Raw genomic sequence first — 15,715 nt, 5'->3', positions numbered from 1 at the left:
GGACAGCATCATGCCGAAATTCGCCGCCAACCTCACCATGCTCTTCAACGAGATGCCGTTCCTCGACCGCTTCGCCGCTGCGAAGGCGGCGGGATTTTCCGGGGTTGAATATCTCTTTCCCTACGATTTCGATAAGGCGCAGCTGCGCGAGCAGCTCGAGGCCCACGGCCTGACGCAGGTGCTGCACAACCTGCCGGCCGGCAACTGGGCAGCGGGTGAGCGCGGCATCGCGATCCTGCCCGATCGCACCGCCGAATTTCGCGACGGCGTATTCCGGGCCATCGACTACGCCAAGGCGCTCGATTGCGAGCAGCTCAACTGCCTCGTCGGCATCGCGCCTGCCGATGCCGACCGGCGCGAGCTCAACGAGACGCTGGTGGGCAATCTGCGCTTTGCCGCCTCGACGCTGGCGCGGGAGAACATCAAGCTGCTGATCGAGCCGATCAACACGCTCGACATTCCCGGCTTCCATCTCAACGGGACCGAGCAGGCGGTGCAGCTGATCTCAGAGGTACGATCGAACAACCTGTTCATCCAGTACGACATCTATCACATGCAGATCATGGAGGGCGATCTCGCCCGCACCATGCAGGAATACCTTCCCCAGATCGCGCACATCCAGCTTGCCGACAATCCCGGGCGCCATGAGCCCGGCACCGGCGAGATCAACTATCCCTTCCTGTTCCGCCACCTCGACGCGATCGGCTATCGAGGCTGGATCGGCTGCGAATACAAGCCGCGCACCACGACGCTGGAAGGACTCTCATGGCACGCGGCGCAGACGTTTGAGACGTGAGCGTCGGGGACCAGATGCGGCAGCGATGACAGTGCGCTCCCTCTCCCGCTTGCGGGAGAGGGTTGGGGAGAGGGTGTTTCCGCGTTGGGACTGTTGAGGTGCACCGAGAAAATCCTCAAGGGGATAAAGCCCTTCACCCGGCGCTCCGCGCCGACCTCTCCCGCAAGCGGGAGAGGTTGCGCCGAGCACGCGGATGAATTCCGCTTATGCAACTGAGAGAAAGTTAGAGACATGACCAATATCGGGTTCATCGGACTTGGCACCATGGGACGGCCAATGGCCGGCCATCTCCTGGCGGCCGGCTATCGGGTTCTCCTGCATGACGTCGCACCGGTCGCGCCCGATCTGATCGCCGCCGGCGGCGTCGCCTGCAAGTCCAGCAAGCAGGTCGCGGAGGAGGCGGGCGCGGTCATCATCATGGTGCCGGATACGCCGCATGTGGAAGCCGTGTTGTTCGGCAAGAACGGTGTGGCGAGCGGCATCTCCAAGGGCAAGATCGTGGTCGACATGAGCTCGATCTCGCCGCTCGCGACGAAGGAGTTTGCCAAGAAGATCGAGGCACTCGGCGCCGATTATCTCGACGCGCCAGTGTCCGGAGGCGAGGTCGGCGCCAAGGCGGCGAGCCTCACCATCATGGTCGGCGGGCCCGAGCGCGCCTTCAACAGCATGAAGCCGGTGTTCGACAAGATGGGCAAGAACGTCACCAGGGTCGGGGCCAATGGCGACGGGCAAACGACGAAAGTCGCCAACCAGATCATCGTTGCGCTGACGATTGAGGCGGTGAGCGAGGCGCTGTTGTTTGCGTCGAAGGCCGGCGCCGACCCTGCGCTGGTGCGGCAGGCGCTGATGGGCGGCTTTGCATCCTCGCGGATTCTCGAAGTCCATGGCGAGCGCATGGTGAAGCGCAATTTCGATCCGGGCTTCCGCATCGAGCTGCACCAGAAGGATCTCAACCTCGCGCTCGAAGGCGCGCGTACGCTCGGCCTCTCGCTGCCGAGCACGGCTGTGGCGCAGCAATTGTTCTCATCTTGCACCGCTCATGGCGGCAAGGGCTGGGATCATTCCGCGATCGTACGTGCACTGGAACTGATGGCGGGGCACGAAATCGCCCCAGCGTAAGTGTTACGAGGTAACAGTTTCCAGCCTTGAAGCGTCTTTCGCCGCCGCGGAACCGGAACAATGCTCCGGCCCCGCGGTTGAAGGCGCATGACAATCACTGGAGACATAAGGACATGAAAACCCGTCTTGCGATTTCGTTGGCTGCCGCCTCGCTGCTGGCGTCGAGTGCAGCCTTTGCTCAGTCGACGACCGCCCAGGGCGCGGCGGACGGCGCGCGCGCGGGCGGCGACATCGGCGGCCCGGTCGGCGCGATGGTCGGCGGCACCGTCGGTGCGGCCGTTGGCGCCGGTTTGGAAATTCCGAATGCGATTCTAGGCGGACTTCCGCGCGATGAGTCAGTGGTGATCCGGGAGCGCGTCGTGGTTGGCGAGCCGTTGCCGCCGACCGTGGTGCTGCGTCCGGTGCCGAACTACACGGAGTATCGCTATGCGGTCGTGAACGATCGCCGCGTGATCGTCGAGCCGCGCACGCGCCGGGTCGTCAAGATCATCGACTGATCTGCGCAACCTAGCCGCTGACAAACCGGGCCCTGCGGAGCATCACTCCGCGGGGCCTTCGCTCGTCAGGACCGAATTGGTGCGAAGCCGGGTCATGGCCCAATCGGCGGCGGCCGCGAGCGCAAAGCCGAGGCAGGCCGTGAGCGCGTCCACCAGAAAATCCTCCAGCCGCGCATGGCGGCCGGGTGCCCAAAATTGCATCAATTCGAGCACGCCGATCAGCACGATCGCGGCCGTTGCGGTCAGCAGGCGCCGCTGCCGATAGGCGAGACCAAAGGCCAGTCCCACCAGGACAAAGGCGAGCGCATGTTCGCCGTCCTGGCCGAAATCGGAATGGGGCCGCAGGCCCGGTGGACCGAGAGTTGCGAATGTGACGGCGGCTGCCAGCAGCCAGGCAAAGGAACGAACCAAAATGGACATGCGGCTCGCTTAGCACAGATTTGCAACCGGCCGTATAGTCCCGCTATCAGATCGACGTGTAGTTAATGACGAAATGTTAAAGTGGTTCGCGCACGCCAAGGCCGTGCATGAATCGTTCCCGGATCTGTACGGGATCGCGGCGAGTGGTGCCGACGCCAGGCTTGTCGTCGATCCGGACGGCGATCAGGCTCGGCTCGGCAGCGGTCATCGCGTCCTCGACCAGCCGCTGGAAATCCTCCTCGTCCGCGGCCCAGGCGCTGTTGGCGAGGCCGGAGCCGATGGCGATGGCGACGATGTCGGCGACGTGCGCGGCCGGTGTCGGTTGTGCGCCGGTAATCTGGTAGATGCCATTGTCCATCACGATCATCGTAAGGTTCTTCGGCTTCAGGGCCGCAATCGTCGAGAGCGCGCCGAGTTGCATCAGCAGCGAGCCGTCGCCTTCAAGCGCGAAGACGCGGCGGTCGGGCTGCGCCAGCGCCACCCCGAGCGCGATGGGGAAGGCAAGGCCCATGCTGCCCAGCATGTAGAAGTTCTGCGGGCGGTGGCCGGCAGCCCAGAGATCGAAATTGGTGTTGCCGATGCCGCCGATCACGGCTTCTTCGTGCTTGAGCTTCGCGATCAGGCGCGAGGTCACGTCGAAACGGTTCATCACCTTGGTGTTGCGCGCACTCAGATTTGAGCTCATTTGGTCGGCCTCACTTGTCAAACACCTTGCCGCCGGTGAGCAGCGGGTTGAGGATCAGCGCCACCGGCGCCTGCGTGGTGACGGCCTGCTTGATCGAGCGGTCCGTGATGAATTCGAGTTCATCGAGCCGGGTGATGGTGTGATGCTCCAGCGCCAGCGAATCCAGCACGGGGCGCATGGTGCGGCAGACCAGCGACTGGCCGTAATTGAACTCGCCGAGCGTGCCGCGCTCGGACACGAACATGATCAGCGGGATCTGGTAAGGCACTGCGAGCGAGGCCAGCACGTTGGCGAGCGTCGCAAAACCCGAAGTCTGCATCAACACCGCGCCGCGGCGGCCGCCCATCCAGGCGCCCGAGACAATGCCGACCGCTTCCTCCTCGCGGGCGGTGGCAAAGGTGGTGAAGAAAGGATCGGCGTGCAGGTTCCTGATCAGCGGCGTCAGCACGCGATCCGGCACGTAAGGGACGAGGCTGATCTCGTTCCGCTTCAGGGTGTGCAGGATGATGCCGTGCCAGCTTCTTTCACCGGCCGCCTGCGTCGCCTGCGGCGAGGTCTGCTGCTCCGCAATCGCCATTGCGTTCTCCCTTGAGCCGCGTCGTATGCTTATTGGTCTTCGGCCGTCGCGGCGCCCTGCTGAACTTGACGCAGCGGGCCGGATTGTCAACTGTTCGAGCCGGCACCGTGATCTGCGCCAGACGGCCTGCCGTGGCTGGCAGCGCCATGTCATATGTGGGCAACGAAAGAGTGGGAGGAAGCACGGAGGGGCGCGCGCTGCGCTGGCCTTGCTGATCCCTGGAGAGCCGGAAGGGTCCTGATGTCGGTCAACAGCAAGCGTGTCGTCTACTCCAATTACTTGGCCAATCCGATCTATATCGACATCCTCAAGGCACGGCCTGACGTCCGGCTCGATCGCATCGAGAACGGGAGCCCCGAACACGCCTATGCGCCGCTCCTCGGCGCTGCCCATGTTTACCAGGTTGGCGCTGCCCGCGACGAGCTCGCCCCGCATTTCCATGTCGATGCGGCTTTCCTGAAGCGCGCGCCGAATTTGCTGCTCGTCTCCAGCAACGGCGCCGGCTTCGATCCAGTCGACGTCGAGGCCTGCACGGCCGCCGGCGTCGTGGTCGTCAACCAGTCCGGCGGCAACGCCCATTCGGTTGCCGAGCATGCGCTGGCGATGATGTTGACGCTCTCCAAGCGCATCATCCAGTCGGACCGCCGGCTGCGCCGCGAGCGCGACGTCAACCGCAACGAGCTCGTCGGCAACGAGGTCGAGGGCAAGACTGTCGGCATCATCGGGCTCGGCAATGTCGGCCGCCGGATTGCCGCGCTGTGCAAGGGCCTGCTCGGCATGAAGGTGCTGGCCTATGACCCGTATTTGTCGGCCGAGGTGATGGCTGAGCGGGGCGGGGAGAAGGTCGAGCTCGACGAGCTCCTGCGCCGCGCCGATTTCGTCTCGATCTCCTGTCCGCTCAACAAGGGCAGCCGCAACATGATCAGCGTGCGCGAATTCGCGCTGATGCAGCCGCATGCCTATTTCATCACCACTGCGCGCGGCTTCATCCACGACGAGGACGCGCTGCTCCAGGCGTTGCGCGACAAGCGCATCGCCGGCGCTGGCCTCGACGTCTGGTCCAAGGAACCGCCGCCGCCGGAGCATCCGCTGCTCCAGCTCGACAACGTGCTGGCGAGCCCTCATACGGCGGGCGTGACGATCGAGGCGCGCCAGAACATGGGCCGCATCGCTGCCGAGCAGGTGCTGGAGACGCTCGACGGGAAACGTCCGCCGCGCATCATCAATCCGGAGGTCTGGCCGCATTATGCCGAGCGTTTCAAGCAGGCGTTCGGCGTGACGCCGGGATAGGACAGCTACCCTTTCTTCCCGTCATTTCCGGGGTCGGCCTTTCGAGCCGCCCCGGAAATGACGGAGCGAAGAAACCGCGTCCCGGCCTTCATCCGCGTCAAAATCTCTCTCCCGCATCCCGCGCAAATGGGATTAGAGTGCCGCCGGGGCAGGCAGGAGGTCTCATGTCAACTTATGTCGTCAAGTTCATGAAGGACGTGCTTGGCCAGTATGGCCGGCAGATCGAGGTGTGCCAGGGCACGCTCGAGATCGACGCCTCCGACGAGGACGAAGCCAGAGAGCGGGCCAAGGCGAGGTTTTGCAAGGATCAAGCCTTGCACCATTGGTCACTGCATGCCGACCGCATCCAGGTCAGACCGGCCGATCTTCCGTCGTGAAGCCCGGGAGGAGCCGTGACAGGCGGGGCGCCGTCGCTCCTGCGCCGAGCGACAACGTGTTGAAGCAGGTCTCGTTGGCGTCGAACAAAGGTGCGGCGAGGCGCTCACTCCAGTAGCTTGTCCAGCGTGATCGGGAAGCGCCGAATGCGCTTGCCGGTGGCATGATAGACGGCGTTCGCAATCGCCGCAGGCACGCCGACGATGCCGATTTCGCCGAGACCCTTGACACCCAGCTTGTTGATCCGGTCGTCGGGCTCGTCGACGAAAATGACGTCAATATCGTGAATGTCGGCATTCACGGGAATGTGGTACTCGGCGATGTTCGCGTTCATGATGCGACCGAAGCGGTGATCCATCACCGTCTCCTCATGCAGCGCCATCCCGATTCCCCAGACCACGCCGCCCATGATCTGGCTGCGGCCAGTCTTGGTGTTCAGGATGCGCCCGGCCGCGACCGCGCTCACGACCCGCGTAACGCGGATGACGCCGAGCTCCTCGTCGACCTTTACCTCGGCGAAGACGGCGGAATGCGTATTGCGGGCATGCGACTTGTCCTCCGCGAACTGGTTGAGCTTCTCCTTTTCGATCCGCTCGAGCTTGCTGTGGCGCATCACATCCGCAATCGAAAGGGCGGGGCCGTTCCTGCCGTTGCTGGCGATCATGCCGTCGACCAAAGTGACGGTGGCGGCATCGACGTCAGCGAGCGGCGAGCCGGGCATCGCCTTGGCGAGCCGGGCGAGCTCCTGGCGAATGTCTTCGGCCGCTCCCAACACGGCGTGCGCACTGGACGCCGCCATCCAGGAGCCGCCCTCGACGGGCGCTTGCGGCAAGGTCGAATCGGCGAGCCTGACGCTGATGTTCTCGATCGGCAGCCCGAGAGCGTCGGCCGCCACCTGCGCCACAATGGTGTAGGTGCCGGTGCCGATGTCGGACGCGGCGCATGAGACCTCCGCGTGGCCGTTCGATGTCAGAACGATGCGAACGGCGACCGGCATCTGCAGCGCCTCCCAGACGCCTGTCGCCATGCCCCAGCCGACCAGGTCCTTGCCGTCGCGCATGGAGCGCGGCGCGGGATTGCGCCGGGCCCAGCCGAAGGCTTCCGCGCCCCTGGCGTAGCATTCGCGCAGCTGCTTGCTGGTGTAGGGGAGGTCCCCGCTCTGGTCGCGATCCGAGTAGCACTTCAGCCGCAGCTCGATCGGGTCGAGCTTGAGCGCGACGGCCAATTCGTCCATGGCGCATTCGAGCGCGCAGACGCCCGTTGCCGCGCCCGGCGCGCGCATATCGCAGGGGGTGGCGAGGTCGAGGTGGACCAGCTTGTGGGAGAGGCGGCTGTTGGGACTCTTGTAGAGCTGCTCCCCCCAGCCGGTATCGTTGCGCGAGAAATCCTCAAACCGCGAGGTGACGGCGATGGCTTCGTGGGTAACGGCATCGAGTGTGCCGTCGGGCTTTGCGCCGAGCGCAACGTGCTCGATGGTCATGGGACGATAGCCCAGGCTGTACATCTGCTGTCGTGTCAGGACGACACGGACCGATCGTTTCAGCGCGAGCGCACCAAGTGTTGCCAGGACCACCTGGTGCTGCGGCCGCAGGCCCGAGCCGAACGCTCCGCCGACATAGGGCGAGATCACGCGGATGTCTTCCGGCTTCTTTCTGAAGACACCGCAGAGAAACTTCTGGACGTTCTGGACGCCTTGGGTCTTGTCATAGACTGTAAGCCCGCCGTTGCCCTCCCAGACGGCCGTTGTCGCGTAGAGCTCCATCGGGTTGTGATGCTCGCTCGGAATGACATAGTCCGCTTCGTGACGGACGGCCGCCCGCGTCAGCGCTGCTGCGGCGTCGCCGCGCGGCTTGTGTGGCTGATCCACTTTGGCAGCCGTGCCGCGTTCGGATTCGAGATCGGTCGCAAACGCCTCCTGCTCGTATTCAACGCGAATGCGAGTTGCGGCGAATTTGGCGGTTTCCCAGTCCTCCGCCACGACCAGCGCGATCGGCTGGCCGTTGAACCTGATCCTGTCGTCATAGAGTGGGCGGAACGGCGAGCCCTTCTCCGGCGCCACCTCGTCCTTCCAGGCTTCGTCCTTGTCGGCGAGGGGCGGGCGATGCGTGTGGGTGAGCACGTCGACCACGCCCTTCACCTTCAGTGCGTCGCTGCTGTCGAGGCGAACGATGCGTCCCCGCGGAATGGTGGCCTCGACGACAAAGCCATGGAGGAGACGGTCTGCTGCGAACTCGCCGGCATATTTGGCGGCGCCAGTGACCTTGGCCCGGCCGTCGACGCGCGACGTTGGTGTTCCGACATAGGCGTTCATCGGGCCCTCATGCGATCTTCTTGTGAGCTTGTGATTGCGGCGTGGCGCTTGTCGCCTGCATCAGCGTGCGAACGACGGCTCGGCGCGCGAGTTCGATCTTGAATCCATTATGCGAACGAGCGGTTGCTCCCTGCAGCAGCAGATCGGCGGCGCGCCCAAAATGATCCGGCGTTGCCGCTTGGCCGCGCAACGCCGCCTCGGCCTCGAGGCTTCGCCAAGGCTTGTGGGCCACGCCGCCGAGCGCCAGGCGCGCTTCGATGATTGCGTTGCCCTCCAGTTCGAGCGCGGCCGCGACCGAGACCAGGGCAAAGGCGTAGGACAGCCGGTCGCGGATCTTCAGATAGCTGTAGTTCCTGGCAAAGCCGCGCGGCGGCAGCTCGATTGCGGTGATGATCTCGCCGCTGCCGAGATTTGTATCGGCATGAGGCTTGTCGTCCGGAAGCCGATGGAAATCGGTCAGGGCGAGGGTGCGCTCACCGGTCGAGCCTGCGATGTGCACGAGCGCGCCGAGCGCGGCCAGCGCCACGCTCATGTCGGATGGATTGGTCGCGATGCAGGACGAGCTGGTGCCGAGGATTGCGTGGTTGCGGTTGAGGCCATCGAGTGCCGAGCAGCCGGTGCCCGGGCTGCGCTTGTTGCAAGGCGTCGTCGTGTCATAGAAGTAGGCGCAGCGCGTTCGCTGCATCAGATTGCCGCCGACCGAGGCCATGTTGCGCAGTTGCGCGGAGGCACCGGCCAAGATGGCGCTGGCGAGCAGGGGATAGCGCTGCTCGATCAGCGGATGGTAGGCGAGATCCGAATTTGGCACCAAGGCGCCGATGCGCAGGCCGCCATCGGCGGTCTCCTCGATGTCGCGGAGCGGCAGGCGGGAAATGTCGATCAACCGGGAGGGCCGTTCGACATTCTCCTTCATCAGGTCGATAAGATTGGTGCCGCCGGCAATCAGCTTCGCGTTCGGATCGGCGGCCAGCAGGCGAATGGCGTCGGCGACATCGCTTGCGCGGGAATACTGGAAGTTGTTCATGATCGGCTCATTGCCTGCTCGATCGCAGCCACGATGTTAGGGTAGGCGCCGCAGCGGCAGAGATTTCCGCTCATCACTTCCCGGATCTCGTCGGCGCCCCTGGCGTGGCCTTCGGCCAGGAGGCCGGCCGCCGAGCAAATCTGTCCCGGCGTGCAATAGCCACATTGGAATGCGTCGTGATCGATGAAGGCTTGTTGCAGGGGATGCAGGGCGCCGTCCTTGGCAAGGCCTTCGATCGTCGTGATTTCGGCGCCATCCTTCATGACGGCGAGCGTCAGGCACGAATTGACCCGTCTTCCGTCGATTAACACGGTGCAGGCGCCGCATTGGCCGTGATCGCAGCCTTTTTTGGTGCCGGTCAATTCCAGACGGTCACGCAGGGCATCCAGAAGCGTGGTCCACGGCACGACCTCGAGTGTGCGCCTGACGCCATTGACGATAAGGTTGATCGGAATGCGTTCGGGGATCTGATCCGTGATATCGGCCATGTTCTGTTCCCTGCGGAGAGGCCGAGCTGAGCAAGTTTGGATGCCGACTCGAGGATGCGTTGCCGCCGCTGGCCAATAGCGCCCAACGGATGACGAGGTGCTTGGTTCCCGGCCGGTTAGCCCGTCGCCCGGACGAGATTAGCGCTTCGCCTCGCCGAACACCACAGTCGGTACGGCGCGATTGACGATCTCGCGCAGCGCGAAGCTCGATTGCACCCGGGCGACGCGCGGCAGGCGCGACAGCTCGGTACGGTGGATGCGCTCGAAATCCTGGATGTCGCGGGCGAGAACGATCAGGATGTAGTCGTCGGTGCCCGACATCAGGAAGCAGCGCACGACGGAGGGGCACTTCACCACCTCCGCCTCGAATGCCTTGAGCGCATCGTCGCTCTGGCTCTCCAGCGCGATCCGGACCAGCACCGTTGTCGTGAGGCCGAACTGCGCAAGATCGAGCGCCGCTTGGTAGGCCTGGATGTAACCCTCGTCCTCCAGGGCCTTCTGCCGCCGCGCCAGCGCAGTGCTCGATAGTCCGACCTTGTTGGCAAGCTCGGTGTGGCTGGCCCGCGCATTGGTCGTGAGTTCGGCGAGGATGGCGAGGTCTTTCCGGTCGAGGGCCAAGGTTTCGTTTCCAGCGTGAAAGGGCATTTTCGCGCCGGAAACCGGCGCGCTAGGCATGAACCTAGCGGATATTTGCACGAAACCAAACCGCCGCCATCGCTACGATGATGAACGGAATCAAGGCGTTGGGAAGGAGCTGAAGATGCGCGTCGGTGTGCCCAAGGAGATCAAGGTGCAGGAATATCGCGTCGGGCTCACTCCGGGCGCGGTTCGTGAATATGTCGCGGCCGGCCACCGGGTGACGGTCGAGACCGGCGCCGGCAGCGGCATCGGCGCCTCCGACGACGTGTATCGGCGGGCAGGCGCCACGATCGCCGAAAGCGCCCGTGACGTCTTCGCCAAGTCCGACATGATCGTGAAGGTGAAGGAGCCGCAGAAAAGCGAATGGGCCCAGCTCCGCGAAGGCCAGGTCCTGTTTACCTATCTCCATCTTGCACCCGACCCGGAGCAGGCCAAGGGCCTGCTTGCCTCGGGCTGCACCGCGATTGCCTATGAGACCGTCACGGACGCGAGCGGTCACCTCCCGCTGCTCGCGCCGATGAGCGAAGTCGCCGGCCGCCTCGCCATCGAGGCCGCCGGCGCCGCGCTCAGGCGCTCGGCTGGCGGCCGCGGGCTGCTGCTCGGCGGTGTTCCCGGCGTGCAGCCGGCGCGGGTGGTCGTGCTCGGCGGCGGCGTGGTGGGAACGCAGGCGGCACGGATGGCCGCAGGGCTCGGTGCGGAAGTCACGGTGATCGATCGCTCGATTCCTCGTCTGCGCCAACTCGACGATCTCTTTACCGGACGCGTGCGCACCCGCTTCTCGACGATCGAGTCGGTCGAGGAGGAGGTGTTCGCTGCCGACGTCGTGATCGGCGCGGTGCTCGTGCCGGGTGCCAGCGCGCCGAAGCTCGTCACGCGCGCGATGCTGACATCGATGCGGCCGGGCGCGGTGCTGGTCGACGTCGCGATCGACCAGGGCGGCTGTTTCGAGACATCGCATCCGACTACGCACGTGGAGCCGACCTATGAGGTCGACGGCGTGGTGCATTATTGCGTCGCCAACATGCCGGGCGCGGTGCCGGTGACATCAAGCCAGGCGCTGAACAATGCGACGCTGCCGTTCGGCCTGATGCTCGCGAACAAGGGCTTTGCCGCGGTGTTGGAAAATCCGCACTTGCGCAACGGCCTCAACGTGCATCGCGGCCGGATTACGAACAAAGCGGTGGCGGAGAGTCTGGGGCTGGAATTCGCTCCGGTGGAGTCTGGGCTGGCGGCCTGAGTGGTTTTCTGATTGCGAGCGCAGCGAAGCAAGCCAGAGTGTCTCCGAGGAACGATTCTGGATTGCTTCGCTACGCTCGCAATGACGACGTGGGAAGTGGTTGCGCTGACGCCTAATCTGCCTCCGCAGGAGGGTCACGCTTTCGTCAGCTTGTATTGCCTCAGATCCGGATCGTGGGTCATGCGCCAGTAGTCTACGAACCGCCACGGCATCGCGGAGAATACGCGGCCGCTTGCATTCCGGTAATACGTGCTCATGCCGGGATGGGTCCAGATCATGGCCTCGTGCTCGGCATCGACCTTGCGGAGATAGTCATCGAGCACGTCCTGGCGAACCTCGATGGCCGCGATATCTCGCTCGATCATGTCGGCGAGGCAGGCGGAGATGTAGCGGCTCTGGCACTCCGACTGGAAGATGACGCTGCCGCCGTGGGCAGGACCGGAATTGGGACCGAGCATGCAGAAGAAATTCGGGAAGCCCGGCACGGTGAGGCCGAGAAATGCCGTCGGATTGTCGTTGGCCCAGGCATCGCGCAAATCTTTGCCGTCGCGGCCGCTGATGTTGAGGCGCGCCGCCATCTCGGTGACCTTGAAGCCGGTCGCGACCACGATGATGTCGGCGTGGCGGTGTGTGCCGTCGGCGGTGACGATGCCGTCCCGGTCGAAATGGTCGATTGCGTCGGTGACGAGTTCGACATTGTCCCGCGTCAAAGTCTTGAACCAGTTGTTGTCGAGCAGAATGCGCTTGCCGTAAGGCGGATAGGTCGGCACGCATTTTTCGATCAGGTCGGGTCGATCTTTCAGCTCGGACAGGATGAAGTCGGTCAGCTCCTGGCGGTGCCGGTCATTGCCCTTGTTGACGGCGCGTTCGGGATGCGGCCAGGCCGGGTCCTTGCGCAGGAAGGGCAGGAGGCCATCGCCATAGCGCCAAAACATGTTGAAGCGGTACCACTGCACATAGAACGGCAGGTGCGCCAGCAGCCAGCGCGCGCCGTCACTGATCGGATCGGCATAGCCCTTCACCGGCCGCGCCCATTGCGCGCTGCGCTGGTAGACGATGACTGAGGCCACACGGGTGGCGATCGACGGCACCAGCTGCATCGAGGTCGCGCCGGTGCCGATCACGGCGACATGCTTGCCCTCGATGTTGATTTCGTCGGACCATAGTGCCGAGTGCAGGATCGTGCCCTTGAACTCTTCTTCGCCTTTGAAGCGGGCGCGCGAGGGATCGTTGAGCTGGCCGATGGCCGAGACCAGCGCGGTGGATTCGAAAGTCTCCGCGCCGTTCTCGGTCTTGAGCGTCGAAATCCAGCGTTGCCTTTCTTCATCCCAGCGTGATGAGGTCAGCTCGGTGTTGACGCGCAGATGCTTGCGAATGCCGTATTCGTCCGCGACCTTCTGCAGATAGCCGAGTAGCTCCTCACGCTGGCAGAAATAGCGCGTCCATGCGTTGCGCGAGCCGAAAGAGTAGGAATAGGAGTGGTTCGGCGTGTCGACGCCGCAGCCGGGATAGCGGTTGATCCACCAGGTGCCGCCGAGCTCGGCATTCTTCTCGACGATGGTGTAGGGGATGCCGAGATGGCCGAGTGCCACGCCGAGCGCGATGGCGCAGACGCCGGCGCCGACGATCAGCACATGCTGGTCGGCAAGCTTTTCGTCGGAGGGGCGCTTCGTCCAGCGCGCCTCGCGCGGGACAAAACCCATCTCCTCGCGCATCAAAGGTGCATATTCCGGCGCGACATTCTCGCCGAGGCAAGCGCGCATCATCCTCAGCAGCAGCTCCTCGCCCGGATCGGTGATCACGGGTTTTGGCGTGCCATTGGCGAAGAGCCTGACCACGGCGGTGCGGATCTCGTCCTGAATCTCCGGGCGCACGCCGGCCTCGGGATCGGGAATGAGGCGGATGTCGCGTTTGGGCAGATAGGGCGGTTCGAGCCACTTTTCGTCGCCGGTCATGTGCACCAGCACCATCAGAAGGCAGCGGATATCGCCCTCGGCGATTGCGGAGGCGAGGTCGAGCGGTTTGTGCGGAGATTCGATGTTCATGGCGTGTCCTGATCTCCGCAGGCCCTGAAGAGGCCGCGCGTCATCAGCTTGCGATAGGCGGAGAAGACGTGATCGGGCACAGCGGTGACGCCGCCTCCCAAATAGGAGTAGCGGCGGCTGAGATAGCCGCGCGCGCCCATCAGCATGTGAACGATGGCCTCGAACTCCTCGTTGCTGTAATCTTCGATCGCGCCGGCAAGCCGTGCGCGGCGCAAAATGCGCACATAAGCGGTCGAGATGTTGTCGAGGTGCTTCTGGTAACCGATGGGCGCGAAGAACTCGGCCTCGTTGAGGATGCGCAAGAATTCAGGCACCTCGCGGATGAAGTCGAAGAAGGCGGCAAAGCGCTCGATCTCCTGCCGCGCCGCGTGCGCATTGCCGGTGCGGACGCGGATGAACTCGACCATGTCGAGGCCGATTTTTGGTAGGAGCTGGTCGAGCAGTTCCTGGCGGTTATCGAAATGGTTGTAGAAGGTACCCTGCGCGACACCGGCTTCTTCGGTGATGCGCGCGACCGAGGCCTCGGCATAGCCATGCTTGCCGACGACTTTCGTGGCAGCCTCAAAGATCTTCTGCTTGGTCCAGGCGTTGCGCTCGATTCGGTTCAGCTTGGTAACCTTTGCAGTCGCTTGCGTCATTCGGAGGTCTCCAACTCGGCGCGCAGCACGCGCTTGAGGATCTTGCCTGACGGATTGCGCGGCAGGCTGCCGCGGATGACCAGCTGTTTCGGCACCTTGAAACTCGCCAGCCGCGCGCGGCAATGCTCGGTGAGGGCAGCGAGGTCGAGGCTCGCGCCCTCAGTCAGTACGACAACCGCGACCGGCCGCTCGCCCCAGCGCGCATCGCGCAGGCCGATCACCGCGACTTCGCGCACTTCGGGCAAATCGTAGATGATGCGCTCGACCTCGGAGGAGGCGATGTTCTCGCCACCGGAGATGATCATGTCCTTCTTGCGGTCGGTCAGGTAGAGGAAGCCCTCGTCGTCGAGATAGCCGACGTCGCCGCTGCGGAACCAGCCGCCGAAGAAGGCGGACGCCGTCTTCTCCGGATCCCTCCAATAGCCGCGCGTGATCTTCGGACCCCGCAGGCAGATCTCGCCATTGACGTTCGGCGGCAGCTTGTTGCCGTTCTCGTCGCGGATTTCGATCTCGACATGGGCAATGGCGCGACCGGTCGAGCCGATCTTCTCGATCTCGCGACCTTTCTCCATGAAGGTGTCGCCGCCGACGGTCTCGGTGAGTCCATAGGCGTCGATGTAGCGCGCATTGCGGAAATATTCGGCGAAGGCGCGGATGCGTGCCTCCGGCGTCTTCTCGCCGCCGCCGATTGCCCATTGCAGGCTGGAGACGTCGTAGCGGTCGCGGGTGGGGCAGGTGAGCATCGCGGTGGTCATGACGGGCGCGAACCAGGCAGCGTTGAGCTTGTCTTCTGCGATAGAAGCAAGCGCCGCCTCCGGTTCGAAATTGCGCTCGATGCGAATGAATCCGCCATGCCAGAGCACTGCGATGCCTGGCAGGTCGAGCGCGCCGACGTGATAGAGCGGACCGATGACGAGAAGACGCGTATCGGCGCTTAAGGCCAGCGCAATCGTCTGGTCGGCCGACTTCCAGTAGAAATTATCGTAAGTGAGCATCACGCCCTTGGGGCGGTCTGTCGTGCCAGATGTGTACATCAGCCGCATCAGGTCGGAGGGCTGGCGCACATGCATCGGCGCAGCGGTCGTGTTGCCTGCGAGATGGGTGACGCTCTGCTGCGCGGTCTCGTTCAGCACGACGATGTTCGCGCCCGCTGCATTCGCAGCCAATTCCTCGTCGGCGATCAGAAGGCGCGCGCCGGCATTGCTGGCGATGTAGTCGACCTCGTTGCGGGACAAGCGAAAATTGATCGGCAGGAACACCGCGCCGAGATGGCTGGTGGCGAAGACGAGCTCCAGGAATGCCGCGCTGTTCTTCATCAGCACGGCGACGACATCGCCGGCACCGATGCCCTGCGCGGCGAGCCAGCCGGCGACCTGCCGGATGCGCGCGTCGAACATCGCGTAAGCGATCTCCTCACCGCGGTATTTCAGCGCGGGCCGGTCCGGCGTGCGCCGGGCATGGAAGGCGATGAAGCTCGAAAGGTTGATCATTTGCCGGGTTTTGGGCCGGTTACCGACCTCACTTCCTCCCTTGATGAATTCTGACTCGTAATTCATCTTTGGCTTGACGTCACC

16 protein-coding genes are annotated in these 15,715 nt (G+C 64.1%); 6 read left to right on the top strand and 10 right to left on the bottom strand.

The window, feature by feature from the left end:
* The first annotated feature begins 10 nt into the window (after positions 1 to 10).
* From hyi to IVA92_RS12910, 3 genes are all read left to right on the top strand, one after another.
* A complete protein-coding gene (gene hyi / locus IVA92_RS12920) occupies positions 11 to 796 on the top strand; it encodes a hydroxypyruvate isomerase (protein ID WP_247278253.1) in 786 nt (261 codons plus the stop codon).
* A 231-nt stretch (positions 797 to 1,027) separates the two neighbouring features.
* On the top strand, positions 1,028 to 1,915 hold the full coding sequence (locus IVA92_RS12915) for a 2-hydroxy-3-oxopropionate reductase (RefSeq protein ID WP_247278252.1): 888 nt from the start codon (positions 1,028 to 1,030) through the stop codon (positions 1,913 to 1,915).
* A 113-nt stretch (positions 1,916 to 2,028) separates the two neighbouring features.
* On the top strand, positions 2,029 to 2,412 hold the full coding sequence (locus tag IVA92_RS12910; protein WP_247278251.1) for a DUF1236 domain-containing protein: 384 nt from the start codon (positions 2,029 to 2,031) through the stop codon (positions 2,410 to 2,412).
* Positions 2,413 to 2,454: 42 nt separating this feature from the next.
* On the opposite strand, the gene IVA92_RS12905 is transcribed toward IVA92_RS12910, so the two are convergent.
* The 3 genes from IVA92_RS12905 to IVA92_RS12895 form a co-directional block, all read right to left on the bottom strand.
* A complete protein-coding gene (locus tag IVA92_RS12905; RefSeq protein ID WP_247278250.1) occupies positions 2,455 to 2,832 on the bottom strand; it encodes a VanZ family protein in 378 nt (125 codons plus the stop codon).
* A 76-nt stretch (positions 2,833 to 2,908) separates the two neighbouring features.
* The gene (locus tag IVA92_RS12900; protein ID WP_247278249.1) at positions 2,909 to 3,517 is read right to left on the bottom strand and encodes a thiamine pyrophosphate-dependent enzyme; all 609 of its coding nucleotides are present in this window, start codon (positions 3,515 to 3,517) and stop codon (positions 2,909 to 2,911) included.
* A 10-nt stretch (positions 3,518 to 3,527) separates the two neighbouring features.
* Positions 3,528 to 4,094 carry a thiamine pyrophosphate-binding protein gene (locus IVA92_RS12895; protein ID WP_247278248.1) on the bottom strand — a complete coding sequence of 189 codons (567 nt, stop codon included), beginning with the start codon at positions 4,092 to 4,094 and terminating at the stop codon, positions 3,528 to 3,530.
* A 240-nt stretch (positions 4,095 to 4,334) separates the two neighbouring features.
* On the opposite strand from IVA92_RS12895, the gene IVA92_RS12890 reads away from it, so the two are divergent.
* Positions 4,335 to 5,384 carry a hydroxyacid dehydrogenase gene (locus IVA92_RS12890; RefSeq protein WP_247278247.1) on the top strand — a complete coding sequence of 350 codons (1,050 nt, stop codon included), beginning with the start codon at positions 4,335 to 4,337 and terminating at the stop codon, positions 5,382 to 5,384.
* Between the two features lie 164 nt (positions 5,385 to 5,548).
* The gene (locus tag IVA92_RS12885) at positions 5,549 to 5,761 is read left to right on the top strand and encodes a hypothetical protein (protein WP_247278246.1); all 213 of its coding nucleotides are present in this window, start codon (positions 5,549 to 5,551) and stop codon (positions 5,759 to 5,761) included.
* A 104-nt stretch (positions 5,762 to 5,865) separates the two neighbouring features.
* Here the strand turns inward: IVA92_RS12885 and IVA92_RS12880 are convergent, their stop codons facing one another.
* The 4 genes from IVA92_RS12880 to IVA92_RS12865 form a co-directional block, all read right to left on the bottom strand.
* Positions 5,866 to 8,070 (bottom strand): xanthine dehydrogenase family protein molybdopterin-binding subunit, encoded by a 2,205-nt coding sequence (locus IVA92_RS12880; RefSeq protein WP_247278245.1) that lies wholly within the window; start codon positions 8,068 to 8,070, stop codon positions 5,866 to 5,868.
* Positions 8,071 to 8,077: 7 nt separating this feature from the next.
* Positions 8,078 to 9,094, bottom strand: coding sequence for a xanthine dehydrogenase family protein subunit M (locus IVA92_RS12875; protein WP_247278244.1), 1,017 nt, complete (start codon positions 9,092 to 9,094; stop codon positions 8,078 to 8,080).
* Positions 9,091 to 9,582 carry a (2Fe-2S)-binding protein gene (locus IVA92_RS12870; protein WP_247278243.1) on the bottom strand — a complete coding sequence of 164 codons (492 nt, stop codon included), beginning with the start codon at positions 9,580 to 9,582 and terminating at the stop codon, positions 9,091 to 9,093. Before IVA92_RS12870 ends, IVA92_RS12875 begins: the two co-directional genes overlap by 4 nt.
* 138 nt (positions 9,583 to 9,720) lie before the next feature.
* Positions 9,721 to 10,200, bottom strand: a complete 480-nt coding sequence (locus IVA92_RS12865) for an Lrp/AsnC family transcriptional regulator (protein WP_201759988.1) — start codon at positions 10,198 to 10,200, stop codon at positions 9,721 to 9,723.
* Positions 10,201 to 10,342: 142 nt separating this feature from the next.
* On the opposite strand from IVA92_RS12865, the gene ald reads away from it, so the two are divergent.
* Positions 10,343 to 11,458, top strand: coding sequence for an alanine dehydrogenase (ald, locus tag IVA92_RS12860; RefSeq protein ID WP_247278242.1), 1,116 nt, complete (start codon positions 10,343 to 10,345; stop codon positions 11,456 to 11,458).
* Positions 11,459 to 11,592: 134 nt separating this feature from the next.
* On the opposite strand, the gene IVA92_RS12855 is transcribed toward ald, so the two are convergent.
* From IVA92_RS12855 to IVA92_RS12845, 3 genes are read right to left on the bottom strand one after another with little or no spacing between them, the layout of a single operon-like run.
* Positions 11,593 to 13,503, bottom strand: a complete 1,911-nt coding sequence (locus IVA92_RS12855) for an NAD(P)-binding domain-containing protein (protein ID WP_247278241.1) — start codon at positions 13,501 to 13,503, stop codon at positions 11,593 to 11,595.
* Complete coding sequence (locus tag IVA92_RS12850) at positions 13,500 to 14,141, bottom strand: TetR/AcrR family transcriptional regulator (protein WP_247278240.1); 642 nt, start codon at positions 14,139 to 14,141, stop codon at positions 13,500 to 13,502. The genes IVA92_RS12855 and IVA92_RS12850 overlap by 4 nt, the downstream gene beginning before the upstream one ends.
* A complete protein-coding gene (locus IVA92_RS12845; protein ID WP_247278239.1) occupies positions 14,138 to 15,631 on the bottom strand; it encodes an AMP-binding protein in 1,494 nt (497 codons plus the stop codon). The genes IVA92_RS12850 and IVA92_RS12845 overlap by 4 nt, the downstream gene beginning before the upstream one ends.
* Between the last annotated feature and the right edge of the window lie 84 nt (positions 15,632 to 15,715).

The sequence above is a fragment of the Bradyrhizobium sp. 154 genome, from assembly GCF_023073875.1.
Classification (GTDB): Bacteria; Pseudomonadota; Alphaproteobacteria; order Rhizobiales; family Xanthobacteraceae; genus Bradyrhizobium.
The sequence above is the reverse complement of the archived record's forward strand: the minus strand, read 5'-3'. Positions and strand labels throughout refer to the sequence as shown.

Bases quoted from the DNA above. Each gene is read 5' to 3' on its own strand.
- hyi (WP_247278253.1), top strand. From the start codon at position 11: ATGCCGAAATTCGCCGCCAACCTCACCATGCTCTTCAACGAGATGCCG.
- IVA92_RS12915 (WP_247278252.1), top strand. From the start codon at position 1,028: ATGACCAATATCGGGTTCATCGGACTTGGCACCATGGGACGGCCAATG.
- IVA92_RS12910 (WP_247278251.1), top strand. From the start codon at position 2,029: ATGAAAACCCGTCTTGCGATTTCGTTGGCTGCCGCCTCGCTGCTGGCG.
- IVA92_RS12905 (WP_247278250.1), bottom strand. From the start codon at position 2,832: ATGTCCATTTTGGTTCGTTCCTTTGCCTGGCTGCTGGCAGCCGCCGTC.
- IVA92_RS12900 (WP_247278249.1), bottom strand. From the start codon at position 3,517: ATGAGCTCAAATCTGAGTGCGCGCAACACCAAGGTGATGAACCGTTTC.
- IVA92_RS12895 (WP_247278248.1), bottom strand. From the start codon at position 4,094: ATGGCGATTGCGGAGCAGCAGACCTCGCCGCAGGCGACGCAGGCGGCC.
- IVA92_RS12890 (WP_247278247.1), top strand. From the start codon at position 4,335: ATGTCGGTCAACAGCAAGCGTGTCGTCTACTCCAATTACTTGGCCAAT.
- IVA92_RS12885 (WP_247278246.1), top strand. From the start codon at position 5,549: ATGTCAACTTATGTCGTCAAGTTCATGAAGGACGTGCTTGGCCAGTAT.
- IVA92_RS12880 (WP_247278245.1), bottom strand. From the start codon at position 8,070: ATGAACGCCTATGTCGGAACACCAACGTCGCGCGTCGACGGCCGGGCC.
- IVA92_RS12875 (WP_247278244.1), bottom strand. From the start codon at position 9,094: ATGAACAACTTCCAGTATTCCCGCGCAAGCGATGTCGCCGACGCCATT.
- IVA92_RS12870 (WP_247278243.1), bottom strand. From the start codon at position 9,582: ATGGCCGATATCACGGATCAGATCCCCGAACGCATTCCGATCAACCTT.
- ald (WP_247278242.1), top strand. From the start codon at position 10,343: ATGCGCGTCGGTGTGCCCAAGGAGATCAAGGTGCAGGAATATCGCGTC.
- IVA92_RS12855 (WP_247278241.1), bottom strand. From the start codon at position 13,503: ATGAACATCGAATCTCCGCACAAACCGCTCGACCTCGCCTCCGCAATC.
- IVA92_RS12850 (WP_247278240.1), bottom strand. From the start codon at position 14,141: ATGACGCAAGCGACTGCAAAGGTTACCAAGCTGAACCGAATCGAGCGC.
- IVA92_RS12845 (WP_247278239.1), bottom strand. From the start codon at position 15,631: ATGATCAACCTTTCGAGCTTCATCGCCTTCCATGCCCGGCGCACGCCG.